The 14446-nt window shown below is 71.2% G+C and carries 15 protein-coding genes and 1 tRNA gene; 4 read left to right on the top strand and 12 right to left on the bottom strand.

What is annotated here, in order from left to right:
* Window positions 1-29 precede the first annotated feature (29 nt).
* From OG410_RS35800 to OG410_RS35770, 7 genes are all read right to left on the bottom strand, one after another.
* Window positions 30-362, bottom strand: a complete 333-nt coding sequence (locus tag OG410_RS35800; protein WP_329302933.1) for a TcmI family type II polyketide cyclase — start codon at window positions 360-362, stop codon at window positions 30-32.
* A gap of 30 nt (window positions 363-392) precedes the next feature.
* Window positions 393-872: an SRPBCC family protein gene (locus OG410_RS35795; protein ID WP_326784245.1), complete on the bottom strand. Its 480-nt coding sequence runs from the start codon at window positions 870-872 to the stop codon at window positions 393-395.
* Between the two features lies 1 nt (window position 873).
* Window positions 874-1134 (bottom strand): acyl carrier protein, encoded by a 261-nt coding sequence (locus OG410_RS35790; RefSeq protein ID WP_329302932.1) that lies wholly within the window; start codon window positions 1132-1134, stop codon window positions 874-876.
* A gap of 29 nt (window positions 1135-1163) precedes the next feature.
* The gene (locus OG410_RS35785) at window positions 1164-2411 is read right to left on the bottom strand and encodes a ketosynthase chain-length factor (RefSeq protein ID WP_329302931.1); all 1248 of its coding nucleotides are present in this window, start codon (window positions 2409-2411) and stop codon (window positions 1164-1166) included.
* Window positions 2408-3676, bottom strand: a complete 1269-nt coding sequence (locus tag OG410_RS35780; RefSeq protein ID WP_329302930.1) for a beta-ketoacyl-[acyl-carrier-protein] synthase family protein — start codon at window positions 3674-3676, stop codon at window positions 2408-2410. Before OG410_RS35780 ends, OG410_RS35785 begins: the two co-directional genes overlap by 4 nt.
* Entirely contained in the window at window positions 3673-4155 is a 483-nt protein-coding gene (locus OG410_RS35775; RefSeq protein WP_328672847.1) for a cupin domain-containing protein, read from the bottom strand. Before OG410_RS35775 ends, OG410_RS35780 begins: the two co-directional genes overlap by 4 nt.
* Window positions 4156-4222: 67 nt before the next feature.
* Complete coding sequence (locus OG410_RS35770) at window positions 4223-5347, bottom strand: SchA/CurD-like domain-containing protein (RefSeq protein WP_329302929.1); 1125 nt, start codon at window positions 5345-5347, stop codon at window positions 4223-4225.
* A 234-nt stretch (window positions 5348-5581) separates the two neighbouring features.
* On the opposite strand from OG410_RS35770, the gene OG410_RS35765 reads away from it, so the two are divergent.
* Entirely contained in the window at window positions 5582-7258 is a 1677-nt protein-coding gene (locus OG410_RS35765) for an FAD-dependent oxidoreductase (RefSeq protein ID WP_329302928.1), read from the top strand.
* 195 nt (window positions 7259-7453) lie between these two features.
* Here the strand turns inward: OG410_RS35765 and OG410_RS35760 are convergent, their stop codons facing one another.
* Window positions 7454-8353: a LysR family transcriptional regulator gene (locus OG410_RS35760; protein ID WP_329304367.1), complete on the bottom strand. Its 900-nt coding sequence runs from the start codon at window positions 8351-8353 to the stop codon at window positions 7454-7456.
* Between the two features lie 78 nt (window positions 8354-8431).
* Between OG410_RS35760 and OG410_RS35755 the strand changes: the two genes are divergently transcribed.
* Both OG410_RS35755 and OG410_RS35750 read left to right on the top strand, forming a co-directional pair.
* A complete protein-coding gene (locus OG410_RS35755; RefSeq protein WP_329302927.1) occupies window positions 8432-9403 on the top strand; it encodes an EamA family transporter in 972 nt (323 codons plus the stop codon).
* A gap of 41 nt (window positions 9404-9444) precedes the next feature.
* Entirely contained in the window at window positions 9445-10113 is a 669-nt protein-coding gene (locus tag OG410_RS35750; protein WP_329302926.1) for an NAD(P)-dependent oxidoreductase, read from the top strand.
* 83 nt (window positions 10114-10196) lie between these two features.
* On the opposite strand, the gene OG410_RS35745 is transcribed toward OG410_RS35750, so the two are convergent.
* Together OG410_RS35745 and OG410_RS35740 are read right to left on the bottom strand one after the other, a co-directional pair.
* Window positions 10197-10270: transfer RNA gene (locus OG410_RS35745), tRNA-Pro, on the bottom strand.
* Window positions 10271-10441: 171 nt separating this feature from the next.
* A complete protein-coding gene (locus OG410_RS35740; protein WP_329302925.1) occupies window positions 10442-11365 on the bottom strand; it encodes a LysR family transcriptional regulator in 924 nt (307 codons plus the stop codon).
* A 71-nt stretch (window positions 11366-11436) separates the two neighbouring features.
* Here OG410_RS35740 and OG410_RS35735 point away from each other — a divergent pair, with 71 nt between their 5' ends.
* Window positions 11437-12342 carry an SDR family NAD(P)-dependent oxidoreductase gene (locus OG410_RS35735; protein WP_329302924.1) on the top strand — a complete coding sequence of 302 codons (906 nt, stop codon included), beginning with the start codon at window positions 11437-11439 and terminating at the stop codon, window positions 12340-12342.
* Between the two features lie 67 nt (window positions 12343-12409).
* Here OG410_RS35735 and OG410_RS35730 read toward each other — a convergent pair whose 3' ends face one another.
* Window positions 12410-13177, bottom strand: coding sequence for an NPP1 family protein (locus OG410_RS35730; RefSeq protein ID WP_329302923.1), 768 nt, complete (start codon window positions 13175-13177; stop codon window positions 12410-12412).
* A 330-nt stretch (window positions 13178-13507) separates the two neighbouring features.
* Window positions 13508-14389, bottom strand: a complete 882-nt coding sequence (locus tag OG410_RS35725; protein ID WP_329302922.1) for an NAD(P)-dependent oxidoreductase — start codon at window positions 14387-14389, stop codon at window positions 13508-13510.
* Window positions 14390-14446 lie beyond the last annotated feature (57 nt).

Below are 14446 nucleotides of genomic sequence, written 5' to 3'. Positions count from 1 at the left end.
GGCGGCCTCGGGTTGTGTCACGGTGCCGATCAGGAGGCGGTGTCGCGCTCCCAGCGGTAGAAGCAGCGCGCCATCGCGTCCTTGGGGCTGCGCCAGGTCTGCGGGTCGTACGCGCTGACGTACGCCGACAGTTCCTCGCTGACGCTCCGGAACTCCGGGTGCCCGGCCACCTTCGCGATGGCGGGTCCCGGGTCCCGTTCGGATTCGATGAGGTGCAGGTACACGTCACCGAACTGGAAGAGGCTGCGCCGGCTGACCCCGATGAGGTGCGGGAGCTCACCCCGGTCGGAGGCGGCGAACACGTCGGAGATCGCCGGAGCCGAGTCGGGTGCCATACGGGCGACGATCAGGGCGTGGTGCATCGGGTGTCCTTCCTGTGCCGGTTCCGGCGGTCAGCGGGGCATGGCCGCGGGGCTGCGGCGCTCACGGGCGACCTGCTCGATCCGGTCCCGGATGAGGGCCATCTGCGTGACGGAGTTGCGGTTGATGTTGTCTGTCATCCAGGCGTCGTCGACCGGGGCGTCGGGCTTCATCGCGAAGTCCTGCACCCAGCGCATGTGCGTACCGGCCGGGGTCTCCTCGTACTCCCACCGGATGTTCATGTGCGCGAACGGTCCCGTCTCGACGCGGCGTGCCCGGACGGTCCGCCCCGCCCGGTCGACGGTTCTCTGCGAGACCCAGCTCCACACCTTGCCGTTGTCGTCCGGGTGCATGGTGAGGCGGAAGGTGGTCGTGTCGCCGTCCCGGGTCAGGATCTCGAGGGACGCGTACTCGCTGAAGAGCCGCGGCCAGTTCTCGATGTCGTTCGTGATGTCCCACACGAGGTCGAGGGGAGCGTCGATGACGACGCTGTTGTCGGTGTGTCCGGCCACTTCAGGCTCCAGCCTTGAGGGTGTCGTTGATGAGAGCGAGGAACGCCCGCGGGGTCTTGCAGCGCTCCGCGTCGGGGGGCAGGGGCCGGCTGTACCGGTTCTCCAGTTCGCCGACGATGCCGAGCAGGGCGAGCGAGTCGAGTCCGAGCGTGCCGAACGGCGCGTCGAGGGACTGCGCGAGTTCGCGGGGGTCGACGGTGATCCCGGCGGCCTTCTTCATGAGAGCGGCCAGTTCGTCGACGGTCACTTCGGTGGTGATCATTCGGTGGTTCTCCTCACGTGCGGCCCGGGCTACCGGGCGTGGTCGCCGCCGCGTCGTACGACCAGGGCCGAGTTGGACCCCATGAGTCCCCTGCTGAGGACCAGGGCCGTACGCAGTTCGGCGGGTCGGGCGTTCGACGTCACCAGGTCGAGGTCGTGGCAGATGTCGAACACGTTGGGGGTGGGAGGGATCTGGCCGTGCTCCATCGCGAGGACCGCGGCCGCGGTGTCCAGCAGGGGCGCCCCGCAGTAGGCCCGTCCGATTCCCGTCTTGGGCGCCGTGACGGGTACCCGGGTGCCGTGCGCCCCCAGGGCGTCGGCGATGGCCAGGGCTTCGGCGCGGTCGGCCGCCGGGACACCGAGAGCGTCGGCGAAGACGACGTCGATCTCCTCCGGGGCGATGCCGGCCTCGGTGAGGGCGCCCCGGATCGCGTGGGCGAGCCCCTCGCGGGACTTCTCCCACTGGGAGGCCCCGGTGAACGTGGCCGCGTGTCCGGCCACCAGGGCCCGGACCTCCGCTCCCCGCTCGCGCGCACGCCGCTCGTCCTCCACGACGAGCATGGCGCCGCCTTCCGCGGGCACGAAGCCGCAGGCTCCCTCGGTGAAGGGGCGGTAGGCGCGAGCGGGGTCCTCGACGGTACTGAGCTCGGGGTAGCCGAGCTGGCAGACCATCGAGTACGGGGCGAGCGGCGCCTCCGCGGCGCCGACGACCATCGCGCCCGTGCCGCGCCGTACACCGCGGGCGGCGTGCGCGATGGCGTCCAGTCCCCCGGCCTCGTCGCTCGCGACGACTCCGCACGGCCCCTTGAATCCGCCGCGGATGGAGATCTGGCCGGTGCTGGCCGCGTAGAACCAGGCGATGGACTGGTAGGGGCCGACGAACTTGGAGCCCTGGCCCCACAGTTTCTGCAGTTCACGCTGGCCGAACTCGCCGCCGCCCGATCCGGCGGCGGTGACCACGCCGACGTCGTACGCGTCCTCGGGGCCGACCGCTCCGAGGCCCGCGTCGTCGAGGGCGAGGACGGTCGCGGCCAGCGCGAAGTGACTGAAGCGGTCGGTCTGGACGAGGAAGCGTTCCTCGATGAGGTCCGCGGCGTCGAAGGCCCGGACCTCACCCGCGACGCGCAGCGGCAGGTGTCCGCATCCCTCGCGGGTGATCCGGTCCAGGAAGCCGAGACCTTCCCTGACGGACTTCCAGTAGGCGTCGGCGCGCAGTCCGTTGGGGGCGATGACACCGATGCCGGTGACGGCCGCGTGCCGGGGGCGCTGAGTGCTCATCGTGTCCTCCCATCCGGCCCGGTCAGGAGCACCGCGGACTGGAAACCGCCGAACCCGCTGCCGACGGAGAGCACATTCCTGAGCTTCCGCGGGCGTGCGGTGCGCGGCACGTAGTCCAGGTCGCACTCGGGGTCGGGGGTTTCGTAGTTCGCCGTGGGCGGTACCACCTGGTGCTTCAGTGCGAGGACGCAGGCGACGACCTCGATCGCGCCGATCGCGCCCAGCGAGTGGCCCACCATGGATTTGATGGAGCTCATCGGTGTCCGGTGGGCGTGTTCGCCCAGGGACCGTTTGACCGCGGCGGTCTCGTGCCGGTCGTTCTGCCGGGTGCCGGAGCCGTGCGCGTTGACGTAGTCGATGAGGGTGGGGTCGAGGCGGGCCTGGTCGAGCGTGCTGTCGATGGCCCGGGACATCTCCAGGCCCTCGCTGGTCAGACCGGTCATGTGGTAGGCGTTGCCGTAGGTGGCGTAGCCGCCGATCTCGCAGTAGATGTGCGCGCCGCGCGCCCTGGCGTGCTCGTACTCCTCCAGGACCAGTACGGCCGCGCCCTCGCCCATGACGAAGCCGTTGCGGTTGGCGTCGAAGGGCCGGGAGGCGTGCGCGGCGTCGTCGTTGTCGGGCGACGTGGCCTTGATGGCGTCGAAGCAGGCCATCGTGATCGGGGATATCGGCGAGTCGGACGCCCCGGCTATCAGGACGTCGGCCCGGCCTTCCTCGATGGTGTGGAAGGCGTATCCGACGGCGTCGAGTCCGGAGGTGCAGCCGGTGGAGACGGTCTGCACCGGTCCCTGTGCCCCGAACTGTTCGGCGACGACCGAGGCGAGGGTGCTGGGCGCGAACGCGAGGTGCAGTTTCGGGTCGGCCGCCCGGTGGTCCACGTCCCACCGCCGGCCTCGCTCGCTGACCTGGACGTAGTCGTGTTCCAGACGGGTGGTGCCGCCGACGGCGCTGCCCAGGGAGACTCCGACGCGCCAGGGGTCTTCCCGGTCCGTGTCGAGGCCGGAGTCGCGGACGGCCTCGTGGGCCGCGACCACGGCGAACTGGATGTACCGGTCGGTGTGTTCGACCAGATCGGGGTCCAGGCCGTGCGCGAGCGGGTCGAAGTCGCATTCGGCGGCTATGCGCGAGCGCAGGCCCACCGGGTCGAAGAGCGTTATGCCACGGGTCGCGGTGCGGCCACCTTCGAGGAGGTCCCAGAACGCCTTTGTCCCGGTGCCTCCCGGAGCGACCACACCTATGCCGGTGACGGCCACCCGGCGGGTCACTTTATGGCCCCGCTTCGTTCGGACGGCTGTCCGTGGTCCGGCGCGGACAGGTCGGGCACGGCGGTCATGAACTCGGGGCTCGGCACGGTGTCGTCGGTGGCCTCCGTGTCGACATGGCCGAGGCTCGGTCGCGGCGCGAGCGGGCCGAGGTGGAAGACCATGCGGGCCTCCTCGTCGCCGACGTTGCGGAAGCGGTGCCGCATGTCGATCGGGATCAGCAGGCCCTGGTCGGGCCTGAGCGCGAACGCCTCACCGTCCAGGTCCACCTCGAGGGCGCCGCTGACCACGTACACGAACTCCTCGGAGTACGGGTGGTAGTGCTCGCCGATGCGCTCGCCGGGCTGGATGATCGCCAGGCCCATGAAGCCGCTGGTGGACCCCGCCGTGGCGGGCGTGAGCAGGGCCCGGATGTCTCCTCCGCGCCTGCGGTTGGGTTCCGTCTCGCTCAGGTCCACGATGCGTGGATGGTGCTTGATCATGCTTGAACCTCCGGGTGTGGCGAGGACGTCGGATGGGACGTCCGGGAACGCGGGTGGCGGCGGTCCGTCAGGAGCCCGCCGAGCTCCGGTCGGTGACGGGCAGCATGTCGGCGTGCGACAGGAGGCGGTTGATGTTGCGTTCCGTCTCCAGGGAGCCTTCGACGCCGATCGCGGGGCCGTCGAGGAGGCGCTCCAGTTCGGCGGCCTTCTTGGCACCCTTGAGGCCCAGGGAGGCGACGGGGTCGAGGTCGAGGTCGCCGGTGATGTCGATGAGCCGTACGACGATGTCGTCGCGCTGGAAGACGGTGCTGCTGTACACCGGGCTGTTCTTGTCGTCGGCCGCGGCCTCGTCCTGGTGGGCGAGGAGCCGGGCCAGCTCCATTCCGCAGCCCGTCCGGGCCGGGTAGTACAGCGCGTGCCGGCTCAGCTTCGCGGGTTCCTTGCGGCCGGAGACCACGTGGTGCACGGCCGGGAGCGCCGCCCGGGTGAAGAAGACCCGCGCCGATTCGGGGTCGCTCAGGTCCCGGTCCTGCTCCAGGTAGGGGTTGATGGCCTCCTCGACCGCCCGTACCTCGGGCTGGCGCGCCACGTGGCGCAGGGCCGCGAGGAGGTCGCCCTCCACCTCCACGGCCCGCACGACGCGGTTTCCGTGCATGAAGAGCGAGGTGCGGCGCAGCCGGGTGTTGTCGTCGACCTGGGCCTGGGGCGACTGGTACCCGGCGAGGATCTCGGCGACCTTCGACTCGGATCCGGGCTTGACGGTGAAGGTGAGGGCGTGGCGCGCGACCCCGTTGCCCTCGCGGGCCTCGACCTGCCGGGCCGACCTGGCCGACTCGGGGGTGAGCGGTTCGGTGGGGCTGGTCTCGCGGAGGATGCTGTAGCGCATCGACCGGGTGTCCCGGACGCAGCTGTGCATCGGCCGGACGGTCTCGACGTGCTCCTCGCTGTTCACCCAGGCGAGGAAGGGCGGGGCGCTCTCCCACTCGCTGGTGATGAGCCACTGCGAGGGGTTCTCGATCGACTGGCAGAGCTGGTCGCTGATGTGCCCGGGGACCGAGGCGACCTGGTTGCGCATGAGTTCGTACGCGTCGAGGAACTGCTGCTGGGCGCCTTCGTACAGGTCGAGCAGCAGGATCACCCGAAGCCTCGATCCGTCGAACGCCGACTGCGAGATCCGTCCGGAGTTTGACATTGCGGCACACCTCTCCTTTTCGTCACGGAAGTCACGAACGACCGCGGTAGCCGAAACGCCGGGGCCGCCATGAGCTGATCGTTGCCGCGTGCCCGGTACTCCGCGAGCCCCGCGGGTCAGGCGAGTGAACCGCGCGCCATCCGGGTGCCCCTGCCGTGCGAACCGGCCCGCACCGGGCATGGAATCTGCATCCCCATTCCTGACTCGCGTCCCAGGCGGCGCTGGAGGCAATCGATGAACCGATTCGAAGAGGCCGGCGAGAACGGTCTCCATACGCCCGTTCTCATCGTGGGCGGCTCGCTGGTGGGCCTCTCGACCTCGCTGTTCCTGGGGCGCCTCGGGGTGCCGCACATCCTGGTCGAGCGTCACGCGGGTACGTCGATGCACCCGCGGGGGCGCGGCAACAACGTGCGCACCATGGAGATCTTCCGGGTGGCCGGGGTGCAGCGGCGCATCGAGGAGGCGGCGTCGGTCCTCGCTGACAACCACGGCATCCTCCAGACGCCGACCCTGGTGGGCGACGCCGGGGAGTGGCTGTTCAAGGAGATCGACCCCGGCGGCGGGCTGGCCCGCTTCAGCCCGGGCGCGTGGTGCCTGTGCAGCCAGAACGATCTCGAACCGGTGCTGCTGAACAGTGCCCGGGAGCTGGGCGGCGACCTGCGGTTCTCGACGGAGCTGATGTCGTTCGAGCAGGACTCCGAAGGAGTGACGGCGAAGGTCAAGAGCCGGGAGACCGGCGAGCACACGACGATCCGCGCGGACTATCTCGTCGCGGCGGACGGTCCGCGCAGCCCCATCCGCGACACGCTGCGCATCGGCCGGACCGGGCCGGGCGACCTGTTCCACAACGTGAGCCTCACGTTCACCTCGCGCGGCCTCGCGGGAGTGGTCGGCGAGCGCCGGTTCATCGTCTGCTATCTGACCGATCCGGCGGCCGACGGTGCTCTGCTGCCCGTCGACAACAAGGAGCACTGGGTCTTCCACGCTCCCTGGCACCCCGAACACGGGGAAACGCTGGAGGAGTTCACCGACGAGCGCTGTGTGGAACACATCCGGCGGGCCGTCGGCGTGCCGGATCTCGACGTGGAGATCACAGGCCGTGCGGCCTGGCACGCGGCCGAGCGGGTCGCCGAACGGTACGCGCAGGGACGGGTGTTCCTCGCCGGTGACTCGGCCCACGAGATGTCCCCGACCGGGGCGTTCGGCTCCAACACCGGTATCCAGGACGCCCACAACCTCGCCTGGAAGCTGTCCGCCGTGCTGGCCGGGTGGGCCGGCCCGGGGCTGCTGAAGTCCTACGACGCCGAGCGCCGGCCGGTCGCGGAGGCGACGAGCGCGCGCGCCTCGTCGCGTTCGGTGGAGCACAGCCACCCCGGGTACACCCCCGAGCCCGGAGCGGGCGGGCAGGGCGGGCCGGGCGGCCCCGGCGGCAGGAAGGGCGGGATTCTCAATGTGGCGCTCGCCTACCGCTACCCGAGGGGCGCGGTTCTGGGTGCCGATCCGGCCGCTCCCGTCGTGCCCGAGGGCGTACGGCTGACGGGCGAGCCGGGGAGCAGGGCGCCGCACATGTGGCTGACCCGCGCGGGCACCCGGATCTCCACGCTCGATCTGTACGAGCGTTCCATGGTGCTGCTGAGCTCGGCGGAGGGCTCCGGCGGCTGGCACGCGGCGGCGAAGGACACGGCCCGGCAGCTCTCCGTCCCCCTCGACTCGTACCGGATCGGCGGCGGGCCCGAGGCGGACCTGGTCCCCGCGGGCGACACCACCTGGGCGGAGGCCCACGGTGTCGGGGCGGACGGCGCGGTGCTGGTCCGCCCCGACGGCTTCGTCGCCTGGCGGTCGGAGGGCTCGTCCAAGGACCCCCGGACGACCCTGCGGAAGGCCCTGGTGGCACTGCTGGACCAGGCCTGACGCCTGACCCGCCCTTTCCCGACTCGACCGAGTCGTGGATCAGAGGCCGTATCGCAGCGACGCCGATACGGCCTCTTGATCCTTCCTGGCGCTTCACCAGCGGTGCCGCATGGCCTTCAAGACCTGGGCCGGCACGGCTGTTGCCGCCCTCCGGCGGGCGGGGACACGAGGACCACACCGCCGGCGCTGTCGCGGTCAGGGCGCCGGTGCGGGCGGTCGGACCCCGAGGACGTCGAGCATCGCCCTGGCGGCCGGGCTCGGGTTGAAGCGGCTCCATGCCAGGTACTCGATGCGGTGCGGTCCGTCGACCACCGGGACCAGCGCCAGTTCGGGGTCGGCGGCGGCGAGAGGCCGGATGAACGCCGACGGCAGCAGCGCAATGCCGAGTCCGCGCGCGATCAGCCCGGTGATCAGCTCGACGACGGCGGCCTCGTACGCGACATCGCGCACCAGGCCCGCGGCGGCGAAAGCCTGATCGGACTGGGCCCGGGCGGGCGTCCCGGCCACGAAGTCCACGAACGTCTCCTCGGCGATCTCCCGCAGCGTGACCCGGGAAACGCCCGCGAGCCGGTGCCCGGCCGGTACCACCAGTACGTGCGCGTCGTGATCGAGCACGACGCTTTCCACACCGAGTGGCCGGTCGCCCTCCGGCAGGCCGAGAAAGGCGATGTCCAGGTCGCTGCTCCGGATCGCCGCCGCCAGATCGTCGCTGCGTCCGGAACGGAGGGCGACGTGGACATCCGGATGCCGGGCGCGGTACCGCTGCAGCAACTCGGGTACGTCGACGGCAGCCGTGGTCACGATCACGCCGACGGCGAGTCGGCCCCGTACCACGCCCGTCGCGGCGGCGGCGTCGGCAGCCGCGCGGTCGGCAGCGGCCAGGCATTCGCGCGCGCCCGGGAGAAACGCCGCTCCGGCACTGGTCAGCTCGACGCGACGGCTGGACCGGGCGAACAGCTTGACCCCGAGCTCCCGCTCCAGCCCGGCGATCCGGTGACTGAGCGAGGACTGCACCACGAGACAGCGCTCCGCGGCACGGGTGAAGTTGCGGGTTTCGGCGACGGCGACGACGTAACGCATCTGCTGGAGATCCACACCACCATCGTTCTGGTTCATAGCTGAGATGACAACCATGCGTTGGACCCATGACCGGATGTGCTGAGACTTCATCACATGCGTTCCTTGACCGAGCGATCATCGGGCCCGCCAGGGACCTCGTACGCGCAGCAGGTTGCAGTCGTCGCGCTGACCGCACTCGCTCCCGCGTCCTGGGGCACCACGTACGTCGTGACCACGGAGCTGTTGCCGCCCGGGCATCCGCTGTTCGCCGGCCTGATGCGCGCCTTGCCCGCCGGGCTGCTCGCGCTGGCGATCACCCGGGTGCTCCCGCGCGGGGGATGGTGGTGGAAGGCCGTCGTCCTCGGCCTGCTCAACATCGGCGGGATGCCTCTGTTGTTCCTGGCGGCCGAACGACTCCCCGGCGGTGTCGCCGCCACCATGGGCGCCGCCCAACCGCTGCTGGTCGCCGGCCTGGCCGTCGCGGTGCTCCGCGACCGGCCGACGGCCTGGCGACTGACGTGGGGCGTGATCGGCGTGATCGGCGTCGGACTCGTCGTGCTCGGTCCGCGGGCTCGGCTGGACGCCGTCGGGGTACTCGCCGGCCTCGGCCATACGGCCACCATGGCCGGCGGCGTCGTCCTCACCAAGCGCTGGGGCCGTCCGGCGGGTGTCGGTCCCCTGACCCTGGCCGGCTGGCAACTGACGGTCGGCGGCCTGCTGTTGCTCCCGCTCACTCTCGCGTTCGACGGGGTACCGCAGCGGATCGACGCCGGAGCTGTCGGCGGCTACCTGTGGCTCGGCAGCATGGGCGGGCTGATCGCGTACACGCTGTGGTTCCGCGGGATCGGAAAACTGCCGGTCGGCGCGTCCGCACCGCTGGTGCTGCTGTCTCCGCTGGTCGCGACCGTCATCGGCATCGCGATGGGCGAGTCACTGAGCCTGCCGCAGAGCCTTGGTCTTGTCCTCGCCCTGACCGCCTTGCTTGCCGCGCAGCTCAATGCACCGAGCCTGTTCGGCGGCATCGCACGCGGCGGGCGGGCCGGAGATCACATACGAGAAGACCGACTTCGAGGAGGACGGATTTGATGCAGCCGGGTTCGGTGAAGACCGGTTCGATGAGGACGGGAATGAGGATCGCCGTGGTCGGCGCCACCGGGATGGTCGGCAGCCGGGTGGCCACCGAGGCCGGGGCACGCGGACATCAGGTGCTTGCCCTGTCCCGGAGGCCCGGGCGTGAGGGTCCGAACGTGACGCCGATCGCGGTCGGTGTGACCGACTCGCCCGCCGTACGCGAGGTGCTTGCAGGCTCTGCCACGAACGGCGCCGCGGACGCCGTCGTGCTGACCGTGCGGACCGTTCCGGTCGACCAGGAGTTCCTGGTCGGTGCTACCCGTGCGGTGCTGGACATCGCCGCACAGCTCGGGATCCGCGTCCTGGTCGTCGGTGGCGCCGGCGCATTGCGCAGCCCCGACGGCAGCGATCTGCCGGTCGCCGACAACCCCGCGTACGTGCCCGCCGAATGGAACACCGTCGCCGCTGCCGGGGTGGCCCAGTTGCGGACCTGCCAGGCTCATGCCGGTGCCGATTGGGTCTACCTGAGCCCGCCCGCCCTGCTCGAACCCGGTGAACGAACCGGCCGCTACCGGCGCGGCACCGACACCTTGCTCACCGGCGCCGACAGGCGATCGTGGATCAGTGCCGAGGACCTGGCCGTCGCCGTCGTGGACGAACTCGAGACCGCCGGCCCCGAACGCCTCGTCACGGTCGTTCACCGTGACGAACGCCCGGCGGCCTGAGCCGGTCGACGTGGTCCCCACGAACGACCAAGGGCCGGTTTCGGATACCTCCGAAACCGGCCCTTGCCGACGACTCTCTCGAGTCGGGACGACAGGATTTGAACCTGCGACCCCTTGACCCCCAGTCAAGTGCGCTACCAAGCTGCGCCACGTCCCGATGCGTCTTCCGCGCGGTGTCCCGCGTGTTCGCGCATCCGAACCTTACCGCACGTCGGTGGATGACCGCGCACGCATTGTCATCGTCGCAGCGCAGGCGGGGTCTCCGTATGCGGGCGGGGTCGCCGTAGGGGGCGGGATGGGGCGCCCTGCGAGGCGGAAGGGATCGGCGTCAGGCCTGCCTGTCCAAGTCGGCCGCGGCCGCCCGGAGTGCGTCGGCCAGCCGGGCGGCGGGCTCCGGCAGGGGGTGCGGAAGGCGGGCGAGGACGAGGCGGCGCCGCTCCTCGGGGCCACCGCGCACGGACAGGATCCGTACACCGGCCGGCGCCGCGGGGGCCAGTGAGGCGGGAACGGTGGTCAGTCCGCAGCCCGCGGCCACCAGGTGCAGTTTGGCCAGCCAGTCACGGGCGGTGTGGGCGATCACCGGACGCTCGTCCAGTCCCGGCCAGACGCCCATCAACCGCTCGTCGCCGACGGACGAACCGGCGATCCAGCGCTGCCCCCGCAGGTCGGCGATGTCGACGGAGTCGGCGGCGGCGAGCGGATGGGCGGCCGGCACCGCGAGCCGCAGACTGCGTTCGCCGAGCGTCCGCACGGTCAGCGCGGGCGACTCGTTGTCCAGGGGACGGAAGGGCGGCGCCGAGGCGAGCAGGGCCAGGTCCAGAGTGCCGGCCCGCAGCGCACGGACCAGCGCGGGGGTGCTGCCCTCCCGGGTGGTCACGGTGATCGCCGGGTGGCTGCGGCGCAGTGCGGCGACGGCACGGGGCAGCAGGACGGCGCCCGCGCTCGCGAACCAGCCGAGGCGGACCGTTCCGGCCTCGGCGGGCAGCCCGGCGAGTTCCCGTGCCGTCGCGTCGATCTGGTCGAGAACCGTCACGGCCCGCCGCAGGACGACGTGTCCGGCCGCGGTCAGCCGCACTCCGTCCCTGCGCCGCTCCAACAGCGGTGCCCGTGCGGCCCGTTCGAGCGAGGCGATCTGCCGGGACACGGCGGACTGGGTGTAGCCGAGCGCGCCGGCCGCCGCGGTGAGCGTGCCCCGCTCGGCCACCTCTCGGAAGACACGCAGGGCGACCAGCGAGACGTCGGTGAAGTCCATGACGGTTACGCATACCAGACCTGAGCAGGTTTCGTTGGACGCATGCCCGAGGTGTTCCTAGCGTGGTGGGCATGACCAACGCACGCATCGCCGCCAACGCACGCATCGCTCTTGTCACCGGAGCCAATCAGGGGCTCGGCTTCGCGCTCGTCGAAGGGCTCGCCGCCCGGATGGCCCGCGACGACCTGGTCCTGCTCACCGGGCGCGACGCCCACCGGGTCGCCGAGGCCGTCGCGCGGGTCGACGCGTCCGCGGCCACCGTGAGCCGGGTCGAGGGCCGCGTCCTCGACGTCACCGACGCCCGGGCCGTTCGGGAACTGGCTGCCGAACTCGGCGCGCGCCACGGCGGGGTGGACATCGTGGTGTCCAACGCGAGCGCCATGCTGACGCCGGACCGGTCGCAGTCCGAGCAGGCCGACGCCTTCATCGATGTCGCCAACGGGGGCGCGCACGCGGTGCTGCGCTCCTTCGGCCCCGTACTGCGCCCCGGTGGGCGGCTGATCGTCGTGGCCAGTTCGCTGGGCACGCTGGGTCATCTCGACGCCCGACTGCATGCGCTGTTCGACGGCTCCTCGCTCGACGAGGTGGAGGCGGCGGTCGAGTCCTGGCGGGCCGCCGTGCACGCGGGTACCGAGCGGGAACTCGGCTGGCCCCAGTGGATCAACGTTCCGTCCAAGGTGGCCCAGGTCGCCGCCGTGCGGGCGGTCGCGGCCGAGCGCCGGGACGCCGACCTGGCGCGCGGCACCCTGGTCGCGGCCGTCTGCCCGGGGCTCGTGGACACCCCGCTGTCACGCCCGTGGTTCACCGACTTCAGCCAGGCACAGACCCCGGCGCAGGCCGCCGTCGCGATCCTCGATCTGCTGCTGCGCGAGAAGGCCGATCCGGCGCAGTACGGCGAACTGGTGCGGTTCGGGGAGGTGCTGCCGTGGCACGCGGGCCGGCCGCCGCGCCACCAGGAGCAGCTTCTCAACTCGTAGGAACCGTGCGCGAACCGGCCGGTGGTGGGTGACGCCGGGAACGCGTCACCCACCACCGGGCCACCGGTCAGGCGTTGGGGTCGAACGCGATGCCGGCCGGCTTGGCCTTGGACAGGTGGGAGTTGAAGTTGGCGTCCTTGAGGCCGAACGAGGCGCTGCCGAAGTTGTACGCGCTCAGCTTGTCGCGGAGCCCGGCGGGGTAGCCGTTCCAGCCGACCAGGGTCGGGAACTGCCAGGTGTGGTAGTGGTTCTCCGGCGGCTCGTCGTTGGTGTTCGCGGGCCGGAAGCAGTGCGTGCCGATGCCGTCCTTGTGGTAGACGACCTTGGGGTGTGTTCCGTCCCAGCGGATCTGGTCACGGGTGTAGATGTTGAAGTTGCCGTGGGCCGACGTGGAGACGTACTTGGCCTCGTTGTCCTGGACCCACACCACGACGTGCTCCCAGTCGTTGCGGTGCCCGCCGAGGCCGCTGCCGACGACGGCCTGGTCCTTCTCCATGTAGAGGCCGTAGATGATGGCGCACCAGCCGTTGTTGCACTTCTCGCGGGAGTACCCGTTGGTGTTGTCCAGGTCCCAGGAGTCGCGGCAGTGGCCGTTCAGGGCCCCGGAGGGGTTGAGGCCCGGGTTGATCGTGCCGTCGGGGCCGATGGCGGGCGTGGGGTAGCAGCCGTCGGTGTCGTAGTCGAAGGCCGGCTGGAACGTCGACTCCAGCGCGTCCGCGTTCCCGGGCAAGGCCGTGGGCGGGTCGGCGAGGGCGCTGCCCGCGAAGGCGACGACCATAGCGACGGCGCTGCCGAGGACGAGCGAGACCCTGCGGGTACGCGAGCTTCTTGTCACTGCTTCCTCCAGATCGACCGCGGCGTGGGGGCAGGGCAGACCAGGCGGTCGTCTTGGCATGCCCAGATCAGCCTTCCGGGTGGGCGCGAAAAACACCAGAGGTCGCGGGTGTCGGAGCGATGAAGGATCTACCAATGGGGAGGTTGAGAAGGCCTGTTGGGAGACGCCGGACCCGATCGTGGCCCGACTCCCTTGCGCAGCAGCCCTGTTGCCGCCGGGCACTCCCGACACCCGCTGAAGCAGCCGGGAAAGACTGCCTGTTCGAGGTTCACCACGACGGGATCGGAACGCCCCGGAGGCGGGGTCTCCCCCGGGGCGGCAAGCGGCCGGTCAGCGCACCAGCAGGTCGATCACGCCGGTCAGGTCCTCCTCGCCACCGCCCTCGGCCAAGCGGCGGCGCATCAACGCGAAGTAGGGACTGAGCAGTTCAGAGCTGACACCCTGCTGCTCGGCGGTGCTCAGGAAGGTCGGGGTGCCGGCCACCTGCATGGCGAGGTCGGAGACGACGCCCTTGGTGTAGTCCCCGCTTCGCAGCCGGTCGGCGGTCTGGTGAACGGCCGGCGCCATGGCTACGAGCCAGTCGGCGAGCAGCGGGGCGAGCGACGCGGGGTCGATGTCCTCCTTGCGGATCAGGGCGAAGGCGTGCGCGGCCCCGGCGAACATCCCGTACATGGCGCTCAGCAGGGCCACGTCGTGCAGGGCCGCGAAGCCGGCGTCCTCGCCGACGTAGGTGGTACCGGCCGGGACGCGCAGCACCTCCTGGTGCCGCTCGAACAGCTCCCGCGAGCCGCTGTAGAAGACGTAGCCGCCGGCTTCCGGGACACCGATCATCGGCGGGACGGCCATGATCCCGCCGTCCAGGTAGCGGGCACCGAGCTCGCGGGCCCACTCGGCGCGGGCACGGGCCTGGGCAGGGGTGCTGGTGGTCAGGTTGACCAGGTCCCTGCCGGCCAGGTCGGCGCCGGCCAGTGCCTCGTCGACCGAGGCATCGTCCAACAGGCAGACGACGACCAGGGTGTTCGCCGCGACCGCCGCGGCGGCACTGTCCGCGACCTTCGCCCCCTCGGCGGCGAGCGCCGCGGCGCGGGCCGGGGTGCGGTTCCAGACGGTGAGCGGGTGGCCGGCGGCAAGCCAGGTACGGGCCAGCGCGGTGCCCATCGCGCCGAGGCCCAGCATCGTGACGGAGGTCTTCTCAACAGGGTTCTGTGTCATGCCGATTAGGCTGGCCACAGACCCGGAGGTGATCAAGTACGCACTTCGGAGTGGGTG

Origin of the sequence: Streptomyces sp. NBC_00659 (genome assembly GCF_036226925.1) — a bacterium.
Taxonomy (GTDB): Bacteria; Actinomycetota; Actinomycetes; order Streptomycetales; family Streptomycetaceae; genus Streptomyces.
This window is presented reverse-complemented; position numbering and strand designations above follow the sequence as displayed.